The 22,568-nt window shown below is 55.2% G+C and carries 21 protein-coding genes; 8 read left to right on the top strand and 13 right to left on the bottom strand.

Features of this window, described 5'->3' with window-relative positions; translation table 11 throughout:
- The 3 genes from E1297_RS27060 to E1297_RS27050 form a co-directional block, all read left to right on the top strand.
- Positions 1-1,240 (top strand): CHAD domain-containing protein (locus E1297_RS27060; protein ID WP_196223415.1); only part of this gene is annotated, 1,240 nt, incomplete at its 5' end.
- 3 nt (positions 1,241-1,243) lie between these two features.
- Complete coding sequence (locus E1297_RS27055) at positions 1,244-1,999, top strand: ParA family protein (RefSeq protein ID WP_155143773.1); 756 nt, start codon at positions 1,244-1,246, stop codon at positions 1,997-1,999.
- The gene (locus tag E1297_RS27050; RefSeq protein WP_155143771.1) at positions 1,996-2,463 is read left to right on the top strand and encodes a CYTH domain-containing protein; all 468 of its coding nucleotides are present in this window, start codon (positions 1,996-1,998) and stop codon (positions 2,461-2,463) included. The genes E1297_RS27055 and E1297_RS27050 overlap by 4 nt, the downstream gene beginning before the upstream one ends.
- On the opposite strand, the gene E1297_RS27045 is transcribed toward E1297_RS27050, so the two are convergent.
- The 10 genes from E1297_RS27045 to E1297_RS49245 all read right to left on the bottom strand — a co-directional run bounded on the left by E1297_RS27045 (position 2,460) and on the right by E1297_RS49245 (position 14,007).
- Positions 2,460-3,830, bottom strand: a complete 1,371-nt coding sequence (locus E1297_RS27045) for an ATP-binding protein (RefSeq protein WP_155143770.1) — start codon at positions 3,828-3,830, stop codon at positions 2,460-2,462. The genes E1297_RS27050 and E1297_RS27045 overlap by 4 nt on opposite strands.
- Positions 3,823-4,503, bottom strand: a complete 681-nt coding sequence (locus E1297_RS27040) for a response regulator transcription factor (protein WP_155143768.1) — start codon at positions 4,501-4,503, stop codon at positions 3,823-3,825. Before E1297_RS27040 ends, E1297_RS27045 begins: the two co-directional genes overlap by 8 nt.
- 167 nt (positions 4,504-4,670) lie before the next feature.
- Entirely contained in the window at positions 4,671-6,107 is a 1,437-nt protein-coding gene (locus E1297_RS27035) for a Do family serine endopeptidase (protein WP_155143767.1), read from the bottom strand.
- An 86-nt stretch (positions 6,108-6,193) separates the two neighbouring features.
- Positions 6,194-6,562, bottom strand: coding sequence for a hypothetical protein (locus tag E1297_RS27030; protein WP_155143766.1), 369 nt, complete (start codon positions 6,560-6,562; stop codon positions 6,194-6,196).
- A gap of 298 nt (positions 6,563-6,860) precedes the next feature.
- Positions 6,861-7,466 (bottom strand): NTP transferase domain-containing protein, encoded by a 606-nt coding sequence (locus E1297_RS27025; RefSeq protein ID WP_155143765.1) that lies wholly within the window; start codon positions 7,464-7,466, stop codon positions 6,861-6,863.
- A 31-nt stretch (positions 7,467-7,497) separates the two neighbouring features.
- Positions 7,498-9,915, bottom strand: coding sequence for an FAD-dependent oxidoreductase (locus E1297_RS27020; protein ID WP_155143764.1), 2,418 nt, complete (start codon positions 9,913-9,915; stop codon positions 7,498-7,500).
- A 96-nt stretch (positions 9,916-10,011) separates the two neighbouring features.
- Complete coding sequence (locus E1297_RS27015; protein WP_155143763.1) at positions 10,012-11,319, bottom strand: HlyC/CorC family transporter; 1,308 nt, start codon at positions 11,317-11,319, stop codon at positions 10,012-10,014.
- Between the two features lie 63 nt (positions 11,320-11,382).
- Entirely contained in the window at positions 11,383-12,339 is a 957-nt protein-coding gene (locus E1297_RS27010) for a site-specific tyrosine recombinase XerD (protein WP_155143762.1), read from the bottom strand.
- Between the two features lie 2 nt (positions 12,340-12,341).
- A complete protein-coding gene (locus E1297_RS27005) occupies positions 12,342-13,868 on the bottom strand; it encodes a hypothetical protein (protein WP_155143761.1) in 1,527 nt (508 codons plus the stop codon).
- Positions 13,858-14,007, bottom strand: coding sequence for a hypothetical protein (locus E1297_RS49245; protein ID WP_170332981.1), 150 nt, complete (start codon positions 14,005-14,007; stop codon positions 13,858-13,860). Before E1297_RS49245 ends, E1297_RS27005 begins: the two co-directional genes overlap by 11 nt.
- Positions 14,008-14,086: 79 nt before the next feature.
- On the opposite strand from E1297_RS49245, the gene E1297_RS50455 reads away from it, so the two are divergent.
- Together E1297_RS50455 and aroB are read left to right on the top strand one after the other, a co-directional pair.
- Positions 14,087-14,674 carry a shikimate kinase gene (locus tag E1297_RS50455; protein WP_155143760.1) on the top strand — a complete coding sequence of 196 codons (588 nt, stop codon included), beginning with the start codon at positions 14,087-14,089 and terminating at the stop codon, positions 14,672-14,674.
- The gene (gene aroB / locus E1297_RS26995; RefSeq protein WP_155143759.1) at positions 14,675-15,787 is read left to right on the top strand and encodes a 3-dehydroquinate synthase; all 1,113 of its coding nucleotides are present in this window, start codon (positions 14,675-14,677) and stop codon (positions 15,785-15,787) included. It begins immediately after the preceding gene.
- Positions 15,788-15,799: 12 nt separating this feature from the next.
- On the opposite strand, the gene E1297_RS26990 is transcribed toward aroB, so the two are convergent.
- Complete coding sequence (locus E1297_RS26990; RefSeq protein ID WP_155143758.1) at positions 15,800-16,870, bottom strand: site-2 protease family protein; 1,071 nt, start codon at positions 16,868-16,870, stop codon at positions 15,800-15,802.
- A gap of 18 nt (positions 16,871-16,888) precedes the next feature.
- Positions 16,889-17,392 carry a single-stranded DNA-binding protein gene (gene ssb / locus E1297_RS26985; RefSeq protein WP_155143756.1) on the bottom strand — a complete coding sequence of 168 codons (504 nt, stop codon included), beginning with the start codon at positions 17,390-17,392 and terminating at the stop codon, positions 16,889-16,891.
- Positions 17,393-17,597: 205 nt separating this feature from the next.
- Between ssb and E1297_RS26980 the strand changes: the two genes are divergently transcribed.
- The 3 genes from E1297_RS26980 (at position 17,598) to E1297_RS26970 (ending at position 20,353) form a co-directional block, all read left to right on the top strand.
- Positions 17,598-18,176, top strand: a complete 579-nt coding sequence (locus E1297_RS26980; RefSeq protein ID WP_155143754.1) for a lytic transglycosylase domain-containing protein — start codon at positions 17,598-17,600, stop codon at positions 18,174-18,176.
- Between the two features lie 97 nt (positions 18,177-18,273).
- Complete coding sequence (locus tag E1297_RS26975; protein ID WP_155143753.1) at positions 18,274-19,236, top strand: LuxR C-terminal-related transcriptional regulator; 963 nt, start codon at positions 18,274-18,276, stop codon at positions 19,234-19,236.
- A 214-nt stretch (positions 19,237-19,450) separates the two neighbouring features.
- Positions 19,451-20,353, top strand: a complete 903-nt coding sequence (locus E1297_RS26970) for an MBL fold metallo-hydrolase (protein WP_209016015.1) — start codon at positions 19,451-19,453, stop codon at positions 20,351-20,353.
- 127 nt (positions 20,354-20,480) lie between these two features.
- Here E1297_RS26970 and E1297_RS26965 read toward each other — a convergent pair whose 3' ends face one another.
- On the bottom strand, positions 20,481-22,568 hold the full coding sequence (locus tag E1297_RS26965; protein ID WP_155143749.1) for an ABC transporter ATP-binding protein: 2,088 nt from the start codon (positions 22,566-22,568) through the stop codon (positions 20,481-20,483).

The following is a 22,568-nucleotide window of genomic DNA, read 5'->3' as shown; positions in this document are numbered from 1 at the left end:
CAGTGCATTGGCTAAATTCCCCAAATTTCGAGCGTTAACAGTTCTCGGGGATGGTTGGGTAGAAACCCGCTCGCTCTCGGTATTGGATGAACTCCAAAAAACGCAGGTGCGTGGAACCGTTATGGTGCTCACCAGTACACAAGGTGCCGCTACGATCGTTTGGTTGCACCATCTGCGCGGATACGACCGGGCATACAGCAAAACCTGTGCGGCGATGTCAGAGCTTGGCCACGCTGATGGCGGTATTGAACCATTGTTCAAGGCACTTTTCCCTGATCTTGGCCGATATCAGGCCAAACCGCATATCCCGCTGGGCCACGAAGAACGTGCAATAGAAGCGGCTGGCGATATCATTCGGACCTTCCTGCACGTTGCCCGGCAGAACGAAGAAGGGGTTATCGCGGATATCGACACCGAGTTTCTGCATGATTACCGCGTCTCACTACGACGAATTCGGTCAGTACTCAGCTTGTTCAAAGGTGTATTCTCAGAAGAGAAGACCGCAGAGTTGAAACGTACGTTTTCTGATCTGATGACACCTACGGGTCGCTTGCGCGATCTGGATGTATACCTTCTGGATAAAGAGATTTATTTCAGCATGTTGCCGCCCTCTCTTCACGTCGGTGTGCAGAAGATGATGGATCAGTTTGAGCGAGAGCGAACCCAGGAACTGTCGCGCTTATCCCGCAGGTTTCGAAGCAAATCTTATGTCGAAACGATGGATGTGCTGGCTGAGCAGTTTCAGGGTCTTTCTAATCTGCAGGCTGGTCCGAATGCAGATCGTGGTGCCTACGAATATGCGTGTGCTCTGATCTGGAAACGGTATCGCAAGGTCTGCAAACTTGCCCGCAGCATTACCGCCGATACCCCGGACGAAGCAGTTCATGAACTGCGCATCGATTGTAAGAAGCTACGTTATCTGATGGAGTTTTTTGCGCCTTTGTTTGATGTGAGAGCTTTCAAAACGATCATCAAGCCATTGAAAAGGCTTCAGGATAATCTCGGGCTCTTCAATGACTATTCTGTGCAGCAAGAAGCTTTGTTGGAATTCGCCGATCAAAGAAGCAACGCAACTGCACGGATAGATGCCGAATTGGGGATGGCTGTTGGCGGGCTGATTGCAGTGTTGGACCAAAGGCAAAAAGCTGAACGTGACCGCGTGATTTCGAATTTCGAACACTTTGACGGACCGCAAATTCGAGACCTGTTCCGCAGTTTGTTTCATGCGCAGGGGGATTGAGGAATGAAGATCATTGCCTGCTACAGCAACAAGGGCGGTGTCGGCAAAACCGCCACTTCGGTCAACTTGGCCTACGAGTATGCGCAAGCCGGGCAACGCGTATTGCTGTGCGATCTGGATCCACAGGGGGCCTCTGGGTTCTACTTGCGGATCAAGCCATCGAAAAAGCTGACTGAGGCACGGTTCTTCGAGGACGTGAAACGTTTTACCAAAGCGATCCGGGCAAGTGATTTCGACGGTTTGGACGTACTACCAGCCAATCTAACGTTTCGTGATTTCGACGTGTTTCTGTCCCGAATGCGGAACAAACGATCGCGGTTGAAGAAGGCTCTGCAATCGGTTGGTGGCGATTATGATGTGATCGTTCTGGATTGTCCTCCGAACTTCTCAACACTGTCTGAGAACATTTTCAAGGCTGCGGATATGATCGTTGTGCCGGTTATCCCCAGTACTCTTTCAGAGCGTACATTCGAACAGTTGGTTGGATTCTTTGATGAAAACCGGTTGCCGAAAAAGAAGCTGCGCGCGTTTTTCTCAATGGTCCAACGACGCAAAACCATGCATCTGGACACGATGAAGGCTATGCGAAAACTCTATCGAAAGAGATTCCTAAAAACCGGCGTGCCGTTTGCTGCAGATATCGAGCGGATGGGGCAGTACCGGGCTCCGGTGTGCACATTTGCCGGGCGCAGCCCTGCAGCGAAGGCCTACAGATCGCTGTTCAACGAACTCGAGAATGGATTGGTGTCTGCCAAATGAGCAAGGAAATCGAACGCAAATTCCTCGTTTCTGAATTGCCGGATTTGAACGAGGCCAAGAAGGCAGTTGTGAAGCAAGGTTACCTGACTGCGCCCGAGGATTCGACAGAGCTGCGCCTACGCCAAAAGAACGACAGCTTTTTTCTAACCCTCAAAGGCAGTGGTGGCTTGGTTCGTGTCGAGCGTGAAGCCGAAATCTCAGAACAGCAATTTGAGACATTTTGGCCCGAGACAGAGGGACGTCGGGTCGAGAAAGAGCGTTTCACGGGCAGACTGCCCGGTGGCCTGAGCTTTGAACTAGATGTGTTTCAGGGAGATCTGTCACCGCTGCGCTTGGTTGAAGTCGAGTTTGCCTCGGAAACTGATGCGCATGAGTTTGTTCCGCCCGAGTGGTTTGGCGCGGATGTCACCGAAGACAAACGCTATAAGAACAAGAACATGGCGATCAACGGCATCCCGTCTTAGGATCGCCGTGCCAGCTTCAAGGTTGTTTCCAAGCCCGGATCCCGGTTGCGTGCAAGGAATGCTCCTCCATGCATGTGGGAAATCGCAGCGACCAGTGCCAGACCAAGGCCTGAATTGCGCTCGGTTCGTGCCGGGTCAAGCGTGACAAAGGGCAACTGCAGTCGGGCCAGATCAGCCTCTGGTACGCCGGGGCCACGATCACGTACGCTAAGCAGTGCAAAGGGGCCTTCCTGAGCAATTTCAATTGTAATCGCAGTACCTTGCGGGGCATAACGCATGGCGTTTTCCAACAGGTTTGAAAGCGCCTGTGACAGCAAAGGCCGATGCCCCTGGATAGGTTTCGCTGTGCCTGTGACTTCAAGCTCGATACCCTGATCAGCAGCGACCGGCTCGTAGAGTTCAACAACATCACCCACGAGCTGCTGCAGATCAACCTGTTCGAACTGCTCACGTCCGAGGCCTGCTTCAGCACGTGAAATATCAGTCAACTGGCTGAGTACTTTCAGTACGTGGTCGATTTCTCCGGTTGCCCGGGCAACGTCGATCTCTCGGTCCAGATCGGATTTTTCGGGATCGCACAGTGTTTCCACTCGTTGCCGCAATCTGGACAGGGGTGAGCGCAAGTCATGTGCAATCGAATTTGAGGTCGTCCGAAGGTTGCTGACCAACTCCTCTATCCGATCAAGCATGTTGTTAAGAGTGCCGGCGACCTGATCGAACTCGTCACCGGAGCCTCGTTGTTGCATCCGCTGAGTGAGGTCGCCCGACACGATATGATCCGCAGTATCCGCTATGTCCTTGAGGCGCGAGAAAACCAGCCGGGTCAGCAGCCAGCCGGTCAACATGCTTAAGGCTAATGCGATGGCCAGCGCCAGGGCGACCGAGTGGAATAGAACCCGGTCGAATTGTTGACGGGCGAGGGCATCGCGACCAACCAACAGCCGCTCACCACCTGGCAATCTGATCGATGCGGCAGATATCGGGACATATTGTTCGTCTTCGGCCTTTCGAAGCTCAAGATCGACCCAGCCGCTACCTGCTGCGATCCCTTCCGGCCACTGCCGCAGATTGCCCGCCAGTTTGGTTCCGAAACGATCCGTCAGCAGATAAAGCGCGTCACGTTCGGACGCAGATGGAATGCGCCGCTCAATGGCATTCATAAGCCCAAGCAATCCGCGTCTCTCGTATTCATCTGCAAGGCCGGTGAGTTCAGCGGACACAACTGAGCGCGTTTCACCTTCGATGGTCCGGTTGGCCGTGACATAAACCAATGCCAGCACAGCGGCAGTCAGCATGGTGCTGAGCACCATGCTTGCCAGAACCAACCGCGTTCGAGAATTGTTGAACGACAGTCGTAGGTTAGCCATCAGATACCATGTATCCGGCACCGCGTACGGTTTCGATCAAGGGTTCTGCACCCCCTTCATCAAGCTGCCTGCGTAGCTTGGAAATATGTACATCGACAACATTGGTATTGGGATCGAAATGGTAGTCCCAGACGCCTTCAAGCAACATGGTGCGTGAGATTACCCGGTTTTTGCGACGCAGGAAAAACTCAAGGATCTGAAACTCGCGCGGTGTCAGCGTAATGTCGCGACCGCCACGTGTTACTTTGCGGGTCAGCAGGTCCATTTCGAGGTCCTTGCAGGTCAGAGTAGGAGTCTCCTCCGATTCCTGTGGTCGTCTTAACAGCGCCTCGATCCGCGCGTGCAATTCCTGAAACGAAAAAGGCTTGACCAGATAGTCATCTGCGCCCCCGCGCAGGCCTTTGACCCGTTCGTCAACCGCGCTCATCGCGGTCAGCATCAGCACAGGAGTATTCAGACCCGCGGCCCGCATGGACTTGATCATCGACAGGCCGTCCAGTCCGGGCAGCATCCGGTCCAGCACGACTGCATCGAAACCGCCATCTGTCGCATGGTACAGACCTTCGCGGCCATCGGCTGCGGTTTCTACAACGTAACCTTCTTCGCCAAACCCTTTGGCAATGAAGTCGCGTGTGTCGGTATCATCTTCGACGATCAGGAGGCGTCTGCTCATTGTAGGGTTTCCTTTCAATCACGATATAAGCACGGATATAGATTTAAAAAAACATGCCGGGTGCGGTTTACGCACCCGGCCGTCCCGACAGCACGTGGACAAATCGTGTCAGCCAGGAATAGCGCGTGCCAGATATCCCCATCATGTGGCTCGCGCAGGGTTTCAGATCAGGCGATCTCGACCGCGACGAAAATCTGATTTCCGCCACGATTGATCAGCACCAGAGCCGGATCCGTTTTCTCGCTTTCCAGCGCAGCTTTCAGATCATCTGGGGTCACGGTCTCCAGTTCCCCCAGTTTGACGATCACATCGCCACGCTGCAGGCCTGCTTTGGCGGCAGGGCTATCCGGTTTCAATCCGGTCACGACGACGCCATCAACGTTCTCACCAACGCCCATTTCGGCACGCGCGGTCTCAGTCAACGGTGCGACCGTTACGCCCAGCGACGTACCGGCGACCTTGTCATCTACAGTGACATCTGCCTCGGCTGAGGCCGCCTGATGCTGACCGATGGTCAGTTCAAGCTGCTCTTCCTGACCGTTGCGCAGGACAGTGATCACGCTATCGGTGCCCACTTTAGTCGTGCCGACCAAGATTGGCAGATCGCTACTGGAATCAACGGTTTCGTCGTTGAATGTCAGGATCACGTCACCTTGCTGCAGAACACCGTCCGCTGGGCTACCGCTGACAATGTCTGACACGAGCGCGCCGGTTGCAGTATCGATACCCATAGCCGCAGCCAGTTCGGGGCTGACGTTCTGGATCGATACACCCAGCCAGCCTCGGCTGACCTGACCATCATCGCGCAAGTCGGCGGTGATGTGATCGACGATATTCGAGGTTACGGCAAAGCCGAGGCCCACGGATCCGCCGCTTGGCGAGTAGATCGCTGAGTTTACGCCAACAACCTCACCTTCCATGTTGAAAAGCGGACCACCCGAGTTGCCTTTGTTGATGGCGGCATCGGTTTGGATAAACTCGGCATAGGGGCCTTCGGAAATGTTGCGACCCTTGGCCGATACAATACCAGTTGTGACTGTAGCGTTCAGGCCAAAGGGGTTACCGATTGCGACAACATCTTCGCCCACGCGAATAACGTCGCTGTCACCAAGTTTCACCGGCTGCAGTGCTTCGCCGGCGTCAATCTTGAGCACGGCGATATCAGTCAGCGGGTCGGTGCCCACGATTTCTGCTTCGAACGAACGATCGTCACTGAGACGAACCGTGATGGTGCTGGCGTTATCTACGACGTGGTGGTTGGTGACGATATAACCGTCTTCATCGAGAACAAAGCCCGAGCCCAGACCTTGGCTTGGGCCACGGTCAGGCATCTTGAAGCCTTCTGGCCCACCAAAGCGTTTGAAGAACTCACCGAACGGGTGGCCTTCGAAATCGAATTCCTGTCCCTGAGCCGGGACGGGGGCAGCGTCCTGTACTGCGACAATGGTCACGACCGAAGGCGATACGGTTTCGACTAGGTCAGCCAGAGCTTCGTCTGCCAATGAAGGTATTGCTGTCCCGGCAAGCAAAGCTGCGCCCAGTGCACTGGCACCGATCCAGTTTGTTGTACGAGGATAAAGGCGAGAGGATTTGCGAATGCTCATTCTGATTATGTCTCCTGTATACGGCACGCTTGCGTACGCGCGTTGAAACAAGAGATGGCGCATCAGCCTGAGCGTTTTCTGACTGATCAATTAATAAATCTTAATTTTGCCTTATTCCCGATGTTGTATGCCGCCGAACCGTCCGTCGAAACGAAGGAATCGGCTGGCGAAAGACGTCCACGAATCGGTGGATTGTTGCCGGAATAGTGGTCAAAGGGTGAAAAGGGTTGAATTGAATCATTTTTGTTAACAAAAAATCCGGCGCCTTTTCGCTTGATAATTCGATCTTCCTTGGGTTGCGGGCAGAGTGACAAATTGGCCGACAAATGGCCCTTAGGTCTCTGTTGAATTGTCATATTTGAGAATATGTCTGCTGTAACCTCTGTTTCTGTGAAAGTTGCCGCTACGTGAAGATCAACCAAGGGTTGAAAATCGCGTTCTGCGTTGTTGCGCAAAAACCATTCCAAATGTCACAAAATTAACCGTTTCTTCCAATTTTACATTGTTTGGAACGACCTGATCGGTGACGATGATCTTGCCCAAGTGAGGGGGAACCCAAAGGCACAAGGGGGTGCTGAAGGGTTTATCTCAGTCACCGGAAGCGCTGAGCGGCATGTTAACGAGGGGGTCTTGTTTCGGTTCGGCAGCGGAATAGTCGGCGTCTTATGACGACCAGACTGCGCTTTCGGTGTTGGTGAAAGTGGTAGTCCTATAATTTGGGCAACCGGCCCGGTCGACAACGACCGGGCCGCGTTACGTTTGGGACTTTCTTTGCGTAAGCCAGCTTGCCCAGTCTTCGGGCGTATCAAGATCCAGCAACGCATTATCGGCGGGAAGCCGATGCAAATGCACCTTGTCTGCGTGCTGGCGAACCACAGATTGTGCGCCGGCGTCTCCTGTCAGGTTCGATAGCTGGTCGAACAGGGAACGGTCGAAAATGACTGGATGGCCAGGCTTTCCGGTTTCGGTGGCCCCACGCCAGACCAGATTGTCCGGGTTGGCCGCAACCGAGGCCGAGACGCATTGTAGGTCGCTGGTCGTTAGTTCAGGCAAATCGGCAAGCAAAACCATCACCGCGCGTGCATCTGCGGGAATGTGTTTCAATGCCCCTCGGAGGCTGGCATTCATACCTTCAGCCGCGTCAGGGATCTCAACCTTTTGCACATCTAACCCATCAAGAGCCCTGTAGCGCGGGTGTGGGGCCGGGGGCAGGGCTGCATACACTGGGGCAGCTGCCAGCGCCGTCATTGCTGAGCGGCGCAATAGCGGGATGCCTTCAATAAGCTGCATCAGCTTGTCCGCATCGCCCATACGGCTGGATTGACCGGCAGCCAACAAAATGATGGGTATCTTCTTCATCCCGCCACCTTGCCGCCACCAGCAAGCAGTGTCACCCCCGCATACGTTCCCCGTCCGGGTCAAACAAAGGGGTGGAGATCACATGTGCCTTTCGCATTTGGCCCAGTATCTCGATTTCCACTTCCAACCCGTCCGTAGTCTGGTCAGATGGCAAGAATCCCATTGCGATGGATTTCTCTGCAAAGTGCGAATATCCGCCCGAGGTACAGAAACCAACGACGGCGCCGTTCAGCCAGATCGGCTCATAGGCATTCACATCGGCATCATCCGCGTCGACCTCAAATGCCACCAGCTTGCGCTGGGTGCCTTCGGCGCGTTCTGCTTCGGCGGCTGAGCGGCCTATGAAGTCAGTGTTTTTGGAGAACGAAATGAACCTGTCCAGCCCGGTTTCCGCGGCCGTGTAGTCAGGAGAGAACTCCCTCATCCACGAACCAAAAAACCTGTCGAGCCGCAGGCTCATCATCGCGCGCATGCCGAATGGAACCATGCCATGCGGTTCACCGGCTTGCCAAAGCGTATGCCAGAGTTGCCGCTGCGCCATCGGATCGCAATAGATTTCATATCCCAGATCACCAGTGTAGCTGACCCTTTGGACAATGCACTCGTTCATACCGACAGTCAGGCGGCGTACATCCAGAAACTTGAGGCTCGAGACATCATCCCGTGTACATGCCGCCAGAACCTTAGCGGCAAGCGGGCCTGCAATCTGGAAACCATTCCTTCTGTCGCTGATGTTTTCGACTGACACGTCGGCTTCCTGATGTTGCAGGAACCAGCGCATGTGGAAGGCTTGGCTGCCATACGATGCGGTCAGTTGGAACTCGGTCTCGCTCAGGCATGAGACGGTGAAGTCTCCGATGAGTTTTCCTTTGGGTGACAGCATGGGTGTCAGGGTCAGGCGACCGGGTTTGGGGATGCGACCTGCCATGACCCGATCGAGCCAAGCGCGCGCGCCTGCGCCAGTTACGAGGTATTTTCCAAAGTTGTGGACTTCGTTGATGCCAACGCCCTCGCGCACGGCGCGCACCTCTCGCCCTGTGGCGTCAAATGTGTCCGAGCGACGGAATGAGGGTGTTTCATATGTGGGCTCATCGCCTTTTGCGAAGTAATTCGGAACCTCAAGCCCATATTGCTGCCCCCAGACAGCGCCAAGGTCCGAGAAAATATCATACATCGGCGTTGTGCGGTTGGGCCGCGCGGCGGGCAGTTCCTCGTTCGGATAAGCCACGCTGAAACGTTTCTGATAGTTTTCGATCACTTTGGGGCGTGTATAGCCGGGACTGATCCAGTCGCCAAAGCGCGCCACGTCCATGGCAAAGACGTCTCGTTCGGGTTCACCTTCGATCATCCACTGTGCCAGCGTCAGACCAACGCCACCGCCCTGACTGAACCCTGCCATCACACCGCATGCGGACCAGTAGTTTCGAACGCCGGGAACGGGGCCAACCAGCGGGTTTCCATCAGGTGCAAAGGTAAAGGGTCCGTGGATAACCGATTTTACGCCAGCCTCGGCCAGAACGGGGAACCGTTTATATGCAAACTCGATACTGTCAGTGATCTTGTCATAGTCATCCGGCAACAGTTCGTGCCCGAAATCCCATGGCGTGCCGTCGACTGCCCAAGGTTTACAGGGTTGCTCATAGAACCCGATACACAGACCGCGACCCTCCTGACGCAGATAGCTTTCGCCAGCCGGGTCCATCACGTGCGGATGCTCACCACCGGCATCTATGATTGCCTCGATTTGAGGGATCGAATCCGTGACGAGGTATTGGTGCTCCATTGGGTGCAGTGGGAAATAGATACCGGCCATTGCGCCGACCTCACGCGCCCACAGGCCCCCTGCGTTCACGATATGCTCGGAATGGATCGTACCTTTGTCGGTAACCACATCCCAGGTGCCATCTGGCCGCTGATTGGTTTCGCGCACCATGCAGTGGGTCTCGATCGTCGCGCCGCCCATCCGCGCTGCTTTGGCATAGGCATGCGTCGTACCCGAGGGGTCGAGATGCCCGTCAAGCGGGTCGTACAGCGCCCCTATGATACCGTCGGTGTTGGTGATCGGGGCGATCTTCTTGATTTCTTCCGGACCAACAATCTCTGTCTCAAGCCCCATGAAGCGATGCTTGGCGCGTTCCGCCAATAGCATGTCGAACCGATCCTGATTGTCGGCCAGCGTGACGCCACCCACGTGATGCAGCCCGCACGACATGCCGGTGATTTCTTCCAGCTCTTTGTAGAGACGGATCGTGTAGCCCTGCAGCGCAGCCATGTTGGTGTCGCCGTTCAGCGTATGAAAGCCACCGGCAGCATGCCAGGTTGAACCACTGGTCAACTCCGAACGCTCGAGCAGCATCACATCTGACCAGCCCAGCTTGGTCAGATGATATAGTACAGAACAACCGACTACACCGCCGCCAATGACAACAACCTGACACGAGCTTTTCATTCACACCTCCTTGTTTGAAGCGAAGGTGCGTGGCAGTGCGATATCTATCTGTCGAAAAAACGACCGACTGTGTCGTTTTCAACATTCGGAGTTGAGTCAGAGGGGTCTGACCTTCAAACCCGTGATACGGTTTCCTTCGCGGGCCGTGACCTCGAAACGGAAGCCGTGGAACGAAAACACCTGTCCGACAATCGGGATCATCTGCGCTTCGTGAATTACGAGACCCGCAAGGGTATTTGCTTCTTCATCCGGCAGTGACCAGTCCAGCGCGCGGTTCGCGTCTCGGATGGTCATGGCGCCTTCAACAAGAAACTGACCATCCTCGGTGCGGGTCACCGGGACCTCTTCGTCGATGTCGAATTCGTCAGCAATTTCGCCCACGATTTCTTCCAGAATGTCCTCGAGCGTGATCAAGCCGCGCAGCGAGCCGTATTCATCGACCACAAGGGCGAAGTGGCTGTGCATGCGCAGGAACTCTCGCATCTGATCGTCGAGGGTCGTGGTTTCAGGCACAAAATAAGGGTCATTCGCAACTTTGGAGATGTCGAACGACCGCAGCTTCTCTGTATCGCCGTCGGCGCCACCGACCTGAGCGTACATTGCTCGGAACAAATCCTTGGCATGGACCACTCCGACAATGTTCTCGGGCTCATCTCGAAAGACGGGAAGGCGCGTATGCGGGCTTTCCAGGCATTGTTTCAGGATCGCTTCAGGCTCGGCATCGGCGTCGATCATTTCGATGTTTGAGCGGTGAAGCATGATTTCCTCGACCGCGCGGTCACCAAGGTCCAATGCACCAAGGATACGGTCACGGTCCTCTTTTTCAACGACACCTTCAGAGTGGCCCAGTTGCAGGGCGCCAGCGATTTCTTCACGCACCGCAAGGATGTTGCTGTCCGGGTCGATTTTCACCCCGAACAGGCGCAGTACGCCACGCACCAACAGTCGTACAGCCGCAACGACCGGGGAAAACACTGTTACGACAACGCTTATGACCGGGGCAACAGCCGCAGCAGCCTTTTCCGCGTTCGTAATGGCATATGTCTTGGGCAGGACTTCAGCGAAGATCAGAACCAGCAGGGTCATCACCAAAGTCGCAAGCGCCACACCGCTTTCGCCGAACAAGCGCGTAAACAAAGCTGTCGCCAGCGACGCCGCCAGGATGTTGACGAGGTTGTTGCCCAGAAGGACAGACCCAATGAGGCGCTCGTTGTCGTCGGTGATGTCGAGCGCTTTTTGTGCCCCCCGCGATCCCTTGTCTGCCTGTGCCCGAAGCTTGCCGCGAGAAGACGCGGTAAGCGCAGTTTCTGAGCCTGAGAAGAAGCCCGACAGCACGAGCAATAGTAAGATAGAGCCGGTCGTAATCCAGAAGGCACCATCAATCAGAGAAGGGTTGGGTTCCATCGTTCCTTGAATATTAGTGTTGTTGCATCCGTTATGGGGCCGCGGCCCCGCCCAATCAAGGGGTTAGCCCTTGTTCTTCTCATCGTCCTTAGCCAACGGATGATGCTGAAGGACCAGTTCGGACAGGCGTTCATCCAGAACATGCGTATATATTTCGGTTGTTGCCACGTCGGCATGGCCAAGCAACGTCTGGATCGAGCGCAGATCAGCGCCATTTGCCAACAGATGCGTCGCAAATGCGTGGCGCAGCGTATGCGGGGTGACCTTTTCGGGTGAAACACCGCCGTGAACCGCCAGCTCTTTCACAAGAAGAAAGAACCTGTGCCGCGTGAGATGACCTGATTTGCCGCGCGAAGGAAATAGAAAACGGGATCGTTGTCCGCCTTTGGAAACAGTTTCTTCCTCAGCCTCATCCCGGACTGTAAGCCACGCCGCCAACGCATCGCGAGCGGGTGGGGACAGCGGCACCATCCGCTCTTTTCCACCTTTGCCCAGAACCAGCAACATCCGTGGGTCACCACGCGCAGATGAAACTGGCAGCGATACCAGTTCAGTGACGCGCATCCCGGTCGCGTAGAGGACTTCCATCAGGCACGTGTTGCGTATCTTGTCTGCCGTGCTTCGGCCTGTCTGTCGTGCTGCATCCAGCAAACGATCTACTTCAACAACATCCAGAGTTTTGGGTAGCCGCTTTTGGCGGCCTGGACCTTTTATCTGGATTGCGGGATTGGTGTCGCGCCAACCTTCTTCAAAGGCAAAGCGATAGAGTTGTTTGATGGCCGAAAGACGCCGCGCACGCGTAGACCGTGACAGCCCCTGCGCATCACAATCAATCAGATAACCTTCGATCTGATCGCGGTCAGTCTCAGCAAAGCCTGATTTATGACGTTCCAGCCAAGATGAGAAATCCTTGAGGTCGCGACCATAGGCCAGCAGGGTATTGGTCGCAGCCCCAAGCTCTGCCGCCTGCGCCTCCAGAAACGTTGAAATCCAAAGGTCTTGCGTCGCTGGCGCAGTCATACTCATGTACCCTGCAGGATCATAAGCTGAAGCGCTGCCCGTCTTGCTGTATCCTCGAGCCCAACGCGACGGAATGCTGCGATGGCAGCTGTCAGGTCTACCAAATTGCCACGCGCGCCATGCGCAAACAGGTGCATCGCCTCCAGAATGGCTTCGCCAAGCTGACCATTGTCCAGCATTGCATTGATATCTGATGGAACGGGTGCGGCCCAGACAAACCCTTCAGAAATGGCATCTGCGAGTGGGGATGGGGAGGGCGCGCGTCCCGGATCACCTTGTGCCAGTGCGGCCAGATACTGATTTTCCTGTGAATTGTCCGGAACCTTTAGCGCTGCATTCTCATAAAGCTCGGATAGCAGCAGAGTTCTCCAACGAAGATTTTCAGCTGAGGCTGTCGGTAGCTTTATGTTGACCAGTCGCGCTGCAAACAGTTCGGCGAAAGGCACCTCAAGGCCAACGCTTCGCATTTGTTCCCAGACGACCGGAAGTGTTTTGGCGATAGCTTCGGAATTACGTGTTTCCAGCGCGGTTTCAAATCGCTGAACTGCAGCGACCCGATCCCACACTGCCCCCGACGCTGCCGGAGACCTCTCGGTGTAGAGGCCCAGCAATTGATTAGGGGTCAGTGCCCCAATGCGCGTCAAACGCTCTGCAGCTTCGATCTGGGCTTTCCAGCCCGCGACATCGCGCAGATCGGCGTTTGCGAAGGCCCGAGGCAACGGGGCGCTCGGCAACCGTTCACCAATCGCTTCGAAAAGGCGAAACGTCAGGGGGTCCGGGTTATCGGGTTGGGGAAGGTACGCTGCCCCTTCAAACATCTCGGGGCTGAGAAAACGATCCATAAGATCGAGCTGTTCCTGGGACATCACCTGCAATGCGTGCGCAGCTTCGAGCGTCAGTGCAGCCGAGGACCAGTCACCTCTACGAGCCTTGCAGAAAATCTGGGCCGAGTAGTCGCGCGACAGATGAGGTTGGGCGATCAATGCCGTACAGCTGCGATCCTCGTCACCTGTAAGCAGCGTCGCATCGAACCAGCGTTTAAAGCGTTCTGGCGTGTCGGTTGGTCCAGCCAATTGAACAAGCGATTGGACCGGATCCGAAGCCCCGAGTTGCATGAGCCGATCGAGCCTCGCCATCAGAAGCACGTCTTGCTTTCCCGTGCCAGTGGGCGCGCGCGCTTCAGAAAGCAGCAGTGTGAACAACAGCTTTTGCATAGCTGGATTGGATTTGACCGGGACACGCTTGATCAACTCGGCGAGGCGTTCCGGATCACTGCCTTGCCACAGATCGACAGGAAGGCCGGTTACCGATGAAGACACAAGGCCAAGCGGCGGTGAAAGAGCCTCGAGAGGCGTGACCTGAACATCCGGCTGCAACCCGGTCTGGGTCACCGGTGGTTCCAGCAAGACGGTACCCGGAAGGTTCTCGGGTGGGTTGTCCAGCCAGTCGATGACGGAAAGTGGTTCCTGCGTCTGGGCCTGAGCTGTTCCTGCCAGAACAAGCGCAAGCAGCGCGGTTCTAGTCAACATTCAGGATAACCGGTTCTCGGATTTCACTTTGAGGCGCAGAGAAATCTGCGCCAAAGAATGGCCCGACATAGGCATACGCCACCAGCCCGATGAAGCCGAGGCAAATAAGGTATATCAGGAACTTGATCAGACGGCCCATGGTTTAACGCTGCCTCAATTTTCGCTTTTGCCCAAGTTATAACTGGCATTTTTCCCAAGATCACGTCATTCACGGTGAAATGAGCGAAATTAAGCATAACACGTCAAATCCGGGCAACGCGCAGAGCTTTGATCTGCACAAAACCGTTGTTTTGGTTGGTATGATGGGCGCTGGTAAGACAGCGGTGGGGCGTGCTTTGGCTGCGCGGCTGTCGGTTCCGTTTCTGGACAGCGACGCCGAGATCGAATCGGCGGCCAACATGACGATCCCGGAGATATTTGAACGCGACGGCGAGCCGTTTTTTCGCTCGAAGGAAAGTCAGGTCATCGGCAGGTTGTTGGACGAAGAAAAAGGTATCCTGTCCACCGGAGGTGGCGCCTTTTTATCCGGCGAAAACCGCCAGATGATTTCAGACCGAGGTGTTTCCGTCTGGTTGCGGGCGGATCTGGAAGTGCTTTGGGGCCGGGTGAGGCACAAGGATACACGGCCGCTGCTGCGTACCTCAGACCCCCATGCGACCTTGCGCGCGTTGTACGAGGCGCGTGTTCCGATTTATGCGCAGGCTGATCTTGTGGCGGACTCGGACGCTGAGACAGCGATTGAGGATATGGTGGATCGTGTATTGGCCGAACTGGCAACGCGTCCCGATGTTTTGGAACAGAAGTAAATGCATCAGACTGTTTTCGTAGACCTGGGTGATCGATCCTACAATGTTGAGATTGGTCCTGATCTTCTGGCTCAGGCGGGCGCACGGATCGCACCGCTGCTGCCGCGCCCAAGGGTTGCGGTTCTGACAGATGAAACTGTTGCGTCCATTCATCTTGAGGGATTGCGGTCTGGTTTGGCTGCATCTGGCATCGAAATGACAGCGCTTGCCCTGCCTGCGGGGGAGGCAACCAAAAGCTGGCCGCATTTTGAACGCGCCGTCGAGTGGTTGTTGGCGGAAAAGATCGAACGCCGTGATGTAGTGGTGGCCTTTGGCGGCGGCGTCATCGGTGATCTGGCGGGTTTCGCCGCAGCCGTTCTGCGGCGCGGAGTGAGGTTTGTTCAGATCCCGACCTCGTTGCTGGCGCAGGTGGACAGTTCAGTTGGCGGAAAAACAGGCATCAACGCACCTCAGGGCAAGAACCTGATCGGTGCCTTTCATCAACCTTCACTGGTTCTGGCAGACACCTCTGTATTGGGTACGCTGACGGCGCGGGACTTTTTGGCGGGCTACGGCGAGGTCGTCAAATATGGTCTGCTGGGTGACGCATCCTTCTTTGAATGGTTGGAAGAGAATGGACCGGCATTGTCATCCGGAGATATGGCGGCGCGCGTCCAGGCCGTAACGCGTTCAGTACAGATGAAAGCGGATATCGTATCCCGTGATGAGACCGAGCAGGGTGATCGGGCCCTGCTAAATCTGGGACATACGTTCTGTCATGCACTCGAGGCTGCGACGGGTTATTCGGATCGACTGCTTCATGGAGAAGGGGTCGCGATTGGCTGCGCGCTGGCTTTTGAGCTCTCAGCCCGTTTGGGCCTGTGCTCGCAAGAAGATCCCAGCCGTGTGCGTGCGCATCTACGCGCGATGGGTATGAAAACCGATCTGGCGGACATTCCGGGTGACCTACCTGGGGCGGAGGCTTTGGTTGAATTGATGGGTCAGGACAAAAAGGTCGTGGACGGTCAGTTGCGCTTTATTCTGGCGCGTGGAATTGGCAACGCTTTTGTAACCTCTGATGTCCCGCACGATGCCGTCTTGTCTGTGCTTGAGGATGCGTTGGCAACCTGCTGATAAATAGGGAAATCAGCGCCCTCTGATAACCATCAACTCGCCGATGTTCTCGCGGGTGATATAACCGATCATTCGACCGCCTTCGGTACATACAGCTATGGCAGGTGCCCCGTGGTGTAGCTTGTCCAGTACTGTTTCCAATCCGCTAGTCAGCAAAACGCGGGGGATGTCTGTATCCATGACAGAAGTTGCGGGATCAGATCGGGGGTGATCGCTTGCCAGCGCAGCAAACAGGCGCTCACGCGTTACAAAACCCAGCAAGCTGCCATCGGTCTCCAGAACTGGAAACTCGTGCTGCGTCGTGTGGATTACGGCTTGAGCCGTGGTGTTGAGTGTATCGTTTGGCGACAGTGACTGAAATTCAGTAATCATCGCATCGCGGGCCAATACACGCCGCGCAATCGAACGCATGGCGACATCCTGACTTTCTGCATTGGCCGCGATGAAGACAAATACGGCAATCAATACAAGGATCGGATTGCCCGAGGTCAGCCCCAGAAAGCCCAATCCAACCGCAACCATCTGGCCACCCAGCGCCGCTACGCGAGTGGCTTTGACCCGATCCATTTTCAGGCACAGCAAAGCGCGAAAAACGCGACCCCCATCCATCGGAAATGCGGGGATCATGTTAAACACGGCAAGGAACAAATTGACGTAGGCCAATCGGCTGAGAAGATCGGACTGTGCCGAGTCGATTTGTGTCAGTGTTTCGATCTGCATTCTGGCGCCGAGGATCAAAAGCACCACCCAGATCACGATGTTTACAGCAGGTCCGGCAAGCGCTACCAGAACCTCTTGCATCGGCTTTTCCGGCATACGTTCCAGCCGGGCAAGACCGCCAATTGGCAGCAGCGTGATATCGGGTGTTCGAATGCCATACCGCCGCGCCATGAGCGCATGACCGAATTCATGCGCAACGACGCAGGCAAAAAGTGCCAGAACAAACAGAAGGTTGTCGATGGCTGCGGGCCATCCACCATTGGAATAGGCCGCGAATCCGACCCAAGCCAATAGTAGGAAGAACGTGACATGGACCCTCAGCTCTGAGCCGAGCAAGCGGCCAACCGGGAAGGACCATGTCATCTTTGTTCTCCGTTTTGCTTAGAACGGAATCTCGTCGTCGTCGATCCCGCCTGATGCTGGTGCCGGTGAACCGGAAGGTGCACCGTACGGATCTCCATATCCGCCGCCGGCCTGACCACCGCCGTAGCCGCCTGCCTGGCCGCCACCGTAGCCTCCGCCGCCGCCTTCACCGCGGGCATCCAGCATTACGAGGGTAGAGCCAAACCCTTGCAGAACAACCTCAGTCGAATATCGATCCTGCCCCGATTGATCCTGCCACTTTCGGGTCTGCAACTGCCCTTCAAGATAAACCTTGGATCCTTTGCGCAGATACTGTTCAGCTACGCGTACGAGACCCTCATTAAAAATGGCGACCGAGTGCCATTCGGTACGCTCACGACGTTCACCCGTGTTGCGGTCTTTCCATGTTTCCGAGGTGGCAATACGCAGGTTGCAGACCTTGCCGCCGTTCTGAAATGTCCTCACCTCGGGATCACGGCCGAGATTGCCGACCAGAATGACCTTGTTGACTGAACCTGCCATATGTTTCCCCGTGCATTGGTAATTTGGTTGCGCCCGAATCTGGGCGGTGTTCATCCGTGACCCTATACGGCCTGCGTCTTGGTTAAAACAGAGTTCATCATGCAGCGGTTTGACAGGAATTCTTGCGGTTCTTTTAACCAAGCTTTCATTTCTGACTGGAATACCTATAATCCGTCTGATTGCTGAACGAGCGGGATTGGCTTTAATGCGTTTTCTGGTTGGTGGTTTCTCGATTTTTTGCCTCGCTTTGGCATCTGCACCTGTGCAGGCTGATGTGCTGTCCACAAAGAATCGGAAAGACATCTTTCTCAAGCAAGCCAAGATTCTGGATACACGCGCGGCCACTCAGTACCGCGATTCCGACAGGCTTAAGCCGAAAACCGCGCAGGGAAAATTCAGCAAGCGCTATACCGGAAAGTACCGTGGCGAATATCTGGCCATGGCCCGGCAAGCTGCCCGTTTGCACAGCGTGCCTGAGGAACTGTTCCTCAGACTGGTTCAACAGGAAAGTGGCTGGAATCCACACGCCAAGTCTCACAAAGGTGCGCTGGGTCTCGCGCAGCTTATGCCTCAGACCGCGCAGCTGTTGGGTGTGAACCCACATGACCCAAAGCAGAACCTGGAAGGGGGCGCGCGGTATTTGTCCTGGCAGTATCGCAAGTTCAAATCCTGGCGTCTTGCGCTGGCTGCCTATAACGCAGGGCCAAAGGCCGTAGAAAAGCATGGCGGCGTCCCGCCCTACGCGGAAACCCAGAACTATGTGAAAGTGATCTGGGGCGGCTAAGTTCTGCGCGCTGCACTGCAGAGAGCCTGTTTCTTGATTGGCCACCATTCGGCGCATTAACCTGATTTGGTAATCCCAGATGACGGTGACTTTGCCGATGACACGCGACCGCCCGGAGATTCCACCGGATACAATGGCCAATTGGCAAAAGCTGGTTGATCTGGTCTCACAGCTTGCTGATGTGCCAGCCAGCCTGATCATGAAAACGGATGCGCCTGATCATGCGGTTCTGATTACGTCCGATCATCCGGAAAACCCGTACCCGGTGGGTATGAACTTTCGTTTGAACCCCAAGCTATATTGCCAGGGTGTGTTGGAGCGTAATGGCGAGTTGGTGGTTGAAGATGCACAATGCGATCCGGTGTGGAGTGACAATGAGGATCTGGAGCATGGCATGTCGTTCTACATTGGGTTTCCCCTTAAATGGCCCGATGGCACGGTATTCGGAACCATCTGTGTTCTGGATCGACACCGCAACCGACGCGCTCTTTTGTTCCGAGAGGGGCTTGCCCAGTTCGCACGCATGGTCGAGTCAGATTTGGCTTTGATACAAGAGGTTTACTTGCGAAGGGCGCTCGAAGAGAAACTCAACGAGACGCTTATGCATCTGGAAAATCGTGTTCAGGCCAGGACGCGGGAGTTGCAAGAAACCAATACGGCTCTTCGCGTGTTGCTAACCAGTCTCGATGATGATCGGAAGGACCGGGATCAGGATATCGTAGAGCGTGTGCGCTCGATGGTGTTGCCTTATCTCGATAAACTGCGCGGGCAGTTGGTCGAAGGAGAGGCATCTCATGCCTATCTGGATCTGGCTGAGAGCAATCTAAGGGACATCACCTCGATGATGTCGGACAAACTGTCCGATGCGTTCTCGATAATGACCCCGACCGAGATCGAGATTGCACAGTTGGTTATGTCTGGCAAAACAACGAAAGACATCGCGCGGGCTATGTCACGGGAAACTTCGACCATCGATTTTCACCGCAACAACATTCGGCGAAAATTGGGGTTGGAAGGGCGTGATCAGAATCTGCGCAGCCATCTGCTCTCGATTTCGTGAAAACGGAATATGGGGTTTTCCCCCATATTTCCCCCTGATTTTTCTGGCCTGAGCCAGGCGACTAACGATTGCTACCTTGAAATTGGTGGTACGGAACGAACCCGTGCCTGTCCAATACGGAGGTACAATAATGGATCGAAACGATCTGAAGCCCACAATTCTTAACGGCAATCGCGATTCTCTGGCCCCGGGTCTTTCGCGACGCTCATTCTTTATGGCAGCTGGCGCGGCAGGTGTCGGGGCAGGGGCGTCTTTGCTTGGCAGCAAGCCCGCAGATGCGCAATCGCAAGCGTGGCTGCAACCCGGTAACAACAACCATGTGATTGATCTGCAGGGCTCAACCGGTCAGGCAAGCAGTGGAACGGTCGGGATCGACTATTACGGCCACTGCGCTATCAAAATCACGTCACCCAATGGCGCCACGGTTCTGTTTGATCCCTGGAGGGATGATCCATCGGGGGCTTGGGGGCTGTGGTTCAGAAATGAGTTCCCTCAGATCTCTGTCGATATCACGATGTCCACTCACGCTCATTTTGATCACGATGCTATTGAGCGTCCCAGCTCGACGATGGTGCTGGATAGAATGGCAGGGAAATTTGAGTTCGCCGATCTGAAAATCACTGGATTTGCTGACAAACACGCCTGTGTCGCACCGGGTTGGTATGACTGGACAAATGCGCTGGCCGAATTTGGAGTTGAGGCCTGCCCGCCGAACAACGTCGGTCATATGGATATGGTCGTTTACCTAGTGGAGACAGGTGGCATCCGAACCCTGATCTGGGGTGACAATCGACATAACCCGCCACAAGAATTCTGGGATGCGATTGGTCAAGTGGATGTTCTGACCCTGCCTGTAGATGGCTCGCAACACATCCTGAGCTATGAGCAAGGCAATGATATCGTTGCGAAACTGAAGCCGAAGATAATCATCCCCACGCATTATCTTAATGACGTGACTTCTTACACGCTGACGACTTTGCAATCTGCTGATGAATGGGTGAAGGGACAGTCGAGTTACAAGATGCTTGATAGCGCCAGTCTGAGCCTGAATGCCGAGGAAATTTCAGGAATGTCTGAAGAGTACATGTATTTCGGTAACAACGTGCTGACCGGTTAAACAGCCTCACCAAGACGCCACTCACGATCAGTTTGTGCGGATGAGTTTAGCCTCCCCCCAATTGGAAGAACTCAGCACAAATAAAGGGGCCGGTTAAGACCGGCCCCTTCTGATCTGATGAGGTAAATTACTCCGCAGCGATCTTGATGACCGGTTCCATGCGGGCAAGGATGTCTTCTGCCAGATGGCATTTGACCTGATGGCCACCGGCAAGAGTTTGTACCGGGGGCACTTCCTTTTCACACAAACCACCGGGCACTTCTGATTTCCAGCGGCACCGTGTTTGGAATGGGCATCCAGGAGGTGGGTTCATCGCCGACGGAATGTCGCCTTCCAAAACGATATGCTCTTTTTCAACCGACGTATCCGCGATCGGCACAGCACTCAGCAGGGCTTCGGTATAGGGGTGATAGGGCGGTGCAAAGACCTGATCGGTTGTTCCCAACTCAACCACATGGCCCAGATACATGACCATGACCCGGTCGCTTAGATAGCGAACAATCGAAAGGTCGTGGCTGATGAACAGCAGCGTGGTTTTCTGTTCGCGCTGAATCTCCATCAACAGATCGGTCACCGCTGCCTGAACCGACACGTCAAGCGCCGAAACAGGTTCATCCGCAACAACGATGCGGGCGTCCCCGGCAAACGCACGGGCGATACCAACGCGTTGTTTCTGGCCACCTGAAAGTTGGCGCGGCATGCGTTCTGCAAAAGCCCTCGGCAGTTTCACGAGGTCCAGAAGTTCAAGCATACGCTGCTTGCGCTCAGCCTCGGAATTGCCGACGCCAAAGATCTCGAGTGCGCGGATGATCTGGCGACCAACTGTCATGGACGGGTTCAGCGTATCGAACGGGTTCTGGAACACCATTTGCACTTCGCCAACTGTCTTGGCGTCACGCTCTTCAATCGGCACGTCTTCGATGTTGCGGTTGTCCAACAGGATTTGGCCGTCGGTCGCTGTTTCAAGCCCCATCAGAACCTTGGCAAAGGTAGACTTACCGCAACCGGATTCGCCCACAATCGCCAGCGTTTCAGACTCGTGTGCCTCGAAACTCAGGGTTTCATTCGCCTTGACGACCTTCTTCTCACCGCCGCCAAACAGCGCGTTTGCCGCAACCTCATAGTACTTCTTGAGATTGTCCATCTTCAGGACGGTGCGGCCAATTTCGCCTTTTTCCTTTTGCTCGCCAACGGTGATCGGCGCATTCCAGTCGATCTCCTGGAACTTCAGGCAGCGCGTGTGATGTCGGTCATTCCCGGGAACAGCCTCCATGACGATATCCTGAGCGTCACAGCGGCCTTCTTCGAAATAGTCACAGCGCGGGCCAAAGTTGCAACCCGGCGGCCGTTCGTGGGGTAGGGGAAAGTTACCCGGAATCGCCACCAGTGGGCGCGAGTTCTTGTCCGCTCCGGGCAGTGGGATCGAACGGAACAGCGCCTGTGTATAGGGGTGCTGCATTTCATCGAACACATCATGGATCGAGCCGCGCTCGACCGCTTCACCCGAATACATCACGCACAGCCGGTCACAGGTTTCCAGCACCAGACCAAGGTTGTGACTGATGAACAGCATCGAGGTGCCGTATTTTTTACCCAGATCCTTGACCAGTTCCACCACAGCGGCTTCAACGGTCACGTCCAGCGCTGTTGTCGGTTCGTCCAAAATCAGCAGCGCCGGTTTCGACATCAGCGCCATCGCGATCACGATCCGCTGCTGTTGGCCGCCCGACAGTTGGTGAGGGAACGAGTTCAGCATCCGCTCAGGGTCAGGCAGGCGCACGTCAGTGACCACCTCCAGTGCTCGGGCGTAAGCCTCTTCCTTGCCGACGCCCTCATGGATCATCGGCACTTCCATCAGTTGCTTGCCGATTTTCATCGCCGGGTTCAGCGATGCCATAGGTTCCTGATAGATCATAGCGATTTCGTTGCCACGAATATCACGCAGTTCTTCGGTCGTCATCTCACTCAGATCGCGGCCCTTGAACTTGATGCTTCCGCCGACAATACGACCGTTTTTGCCCAAATCCTGCATAACGCCCAGCGCCACGGTGGATTTCCCGCAACCGGATTCACCCACCAACCCAACGGCCTCGCCGGGTTGTACGCTAACCGAGAAATCCATCACGGCCGGAATTTCCCGAAGGCGGGTGAAGAATGAGATGGACAGCTTGTCGATCTCAAGGATCGGGCCGTCATAATCCGCCAGTTTGTTCAT

Source organism: Roseibium sp. RKSG952, assembly GCF_009711355.1.
This window is presented reverse-complemented; position numbering and strand designations above follow the sequence as displayed.

Excerpts from the sequence above, each read along its gene's own strand:
- E1297_RS27055 (WP_155143773.1), top strand. The coding sequence starts at position 1,244 with ATGAAGATCATTGCCTGCTACAGCAACAAGGGCGGTGTCGGCAAAACC.
- E1297_RS27050 (WP_155143771.1), top strand. The coding sequence starts at position 1,996 with ATGAGCAAGGAAATCGAACGCAAATTCCTCGTTTCTGAATTGCCGGAT.
- E1297_RS27045 (WP_155143770.1), bottom strand. The coding sequence starts at position 3,830 with ATGGCTAACCTACGACTGTCGTTCAACAATTCTCGAACGCGGTTGGTT.
- E1297_RS27040 (WP_155143768.1), bottom strand. The coding sequence starts at position 4,503 with ATGAGCAGACGCCTCCTGATCGTCGAAGATGATACCGACACACGCGAC.
- E1297_RS27035 (WP_155143767.1), bottom strand. The coding sequence starts at position 6,107 with ATGAGCATTCGCAAATCCTCTCGCCTTTATCCTCGTACAACAAACTGG.
- E1297_RS27025 (WP_155143765.1), bottom strand. The coding sequence starts at position 7,466 with ATGAAGAAGATACCCATCATTTTGTTGGCTGCCGGTCAATCCAGCCGT.
- E1297_RS27020 (WP_155143764.1), bottom strand. The coding sequence starts at position 9,915 with ATGAAAAGCTCGTGTCAGGTTGTTGTCATTGGCGGCGGTGTAGTCGGT.
- E1297_RS27015 (WP_155143763.1), bottom strand. The coding sequence starts at position 11,319 with ATGGAACCCAACCCTTCTCTGATTGATGGTGCCTTCTGGATTACGACC.
- E1297_RS27010 (WP_155143762.1), bottom strand. The coding sequence starts at position 12,339 with ATGACTGCGCCAGCGACGCAAGACCTTTGGATTTCAACGTTTCTGGAG.
- E1297_RS27005 (WP_155143761.1), bottom strand. The coding sequence starts at position 13,868 with ATGTTGACTAGAACCGCGCTGCTTGCGCTTGTTCTGGCAGGAACAGCT.
- E1297_RS49245 (WP_170332981.1), bottom strand. The coding sequence starts at position 14,007 with ATGGGCCGTCTGATCAAGTTCCTGATATACCTTATTTGCCTCGGCTTC.
- E1297_RS50455 (WP_155143760.1), top strand. The coding sequence starts at position 14,087 with ATGAGCGAAATTAAGCATAACACGTCAAATCCGGGCAACGCGCAGAGC.
- aroB (WP_155143759.1), top strand. The coding sequence starts at position 14,675 with ATGCATCAGACTGTTTTCGTAGACCTGGGTGATCGATCCTACAATGTT.
- E1297_RS26990 (WP_155143758.1), bottom strand. The coding sequence starts at position 16,870 with ATGACATGGTCCTTCCCGGTTGGCCGCTTGCTCGGCTCAGAGCTGAGG.
- ssb (WP_155143756.1), bottom strand. The coding sequence starts at position 17,392 with ATGGCAGGTTCAGTCAACAAGGTCATTCTGGTCGGCAATCTCGGCCGT.
- E1297_RS26980 (WP_155143754.1), top strand. The coding sequence starts at position 17,598 with ATGCGTTTTCTGGTTGGTGGTTTCTCGATTTTTTGCCTCGCTTTGGCA.
- E1297_RS26975 (WP_155143753.1), top strand. The coding sequence starts at position 18,274 with ATGACACGCGACCGCCCGGAGATTCCACCGGATACAATGGCCAATTGG.
- E1297_RS26970 (WP_209016015.1), top strand. The coding sequence starts at position 19,451 with ATGGCAGCTGGCGCGGCAGGTGTCGGGGCAGGGGCGTCTTTGCTTGGC.
- E1297_RS26965 (WP_155143749.1), bottom strand. The coding sequence starts at position 22,568 with ATGAACAAACTGGCGGATTATGACGGCCCGATCCTTGAGATCGACAAG.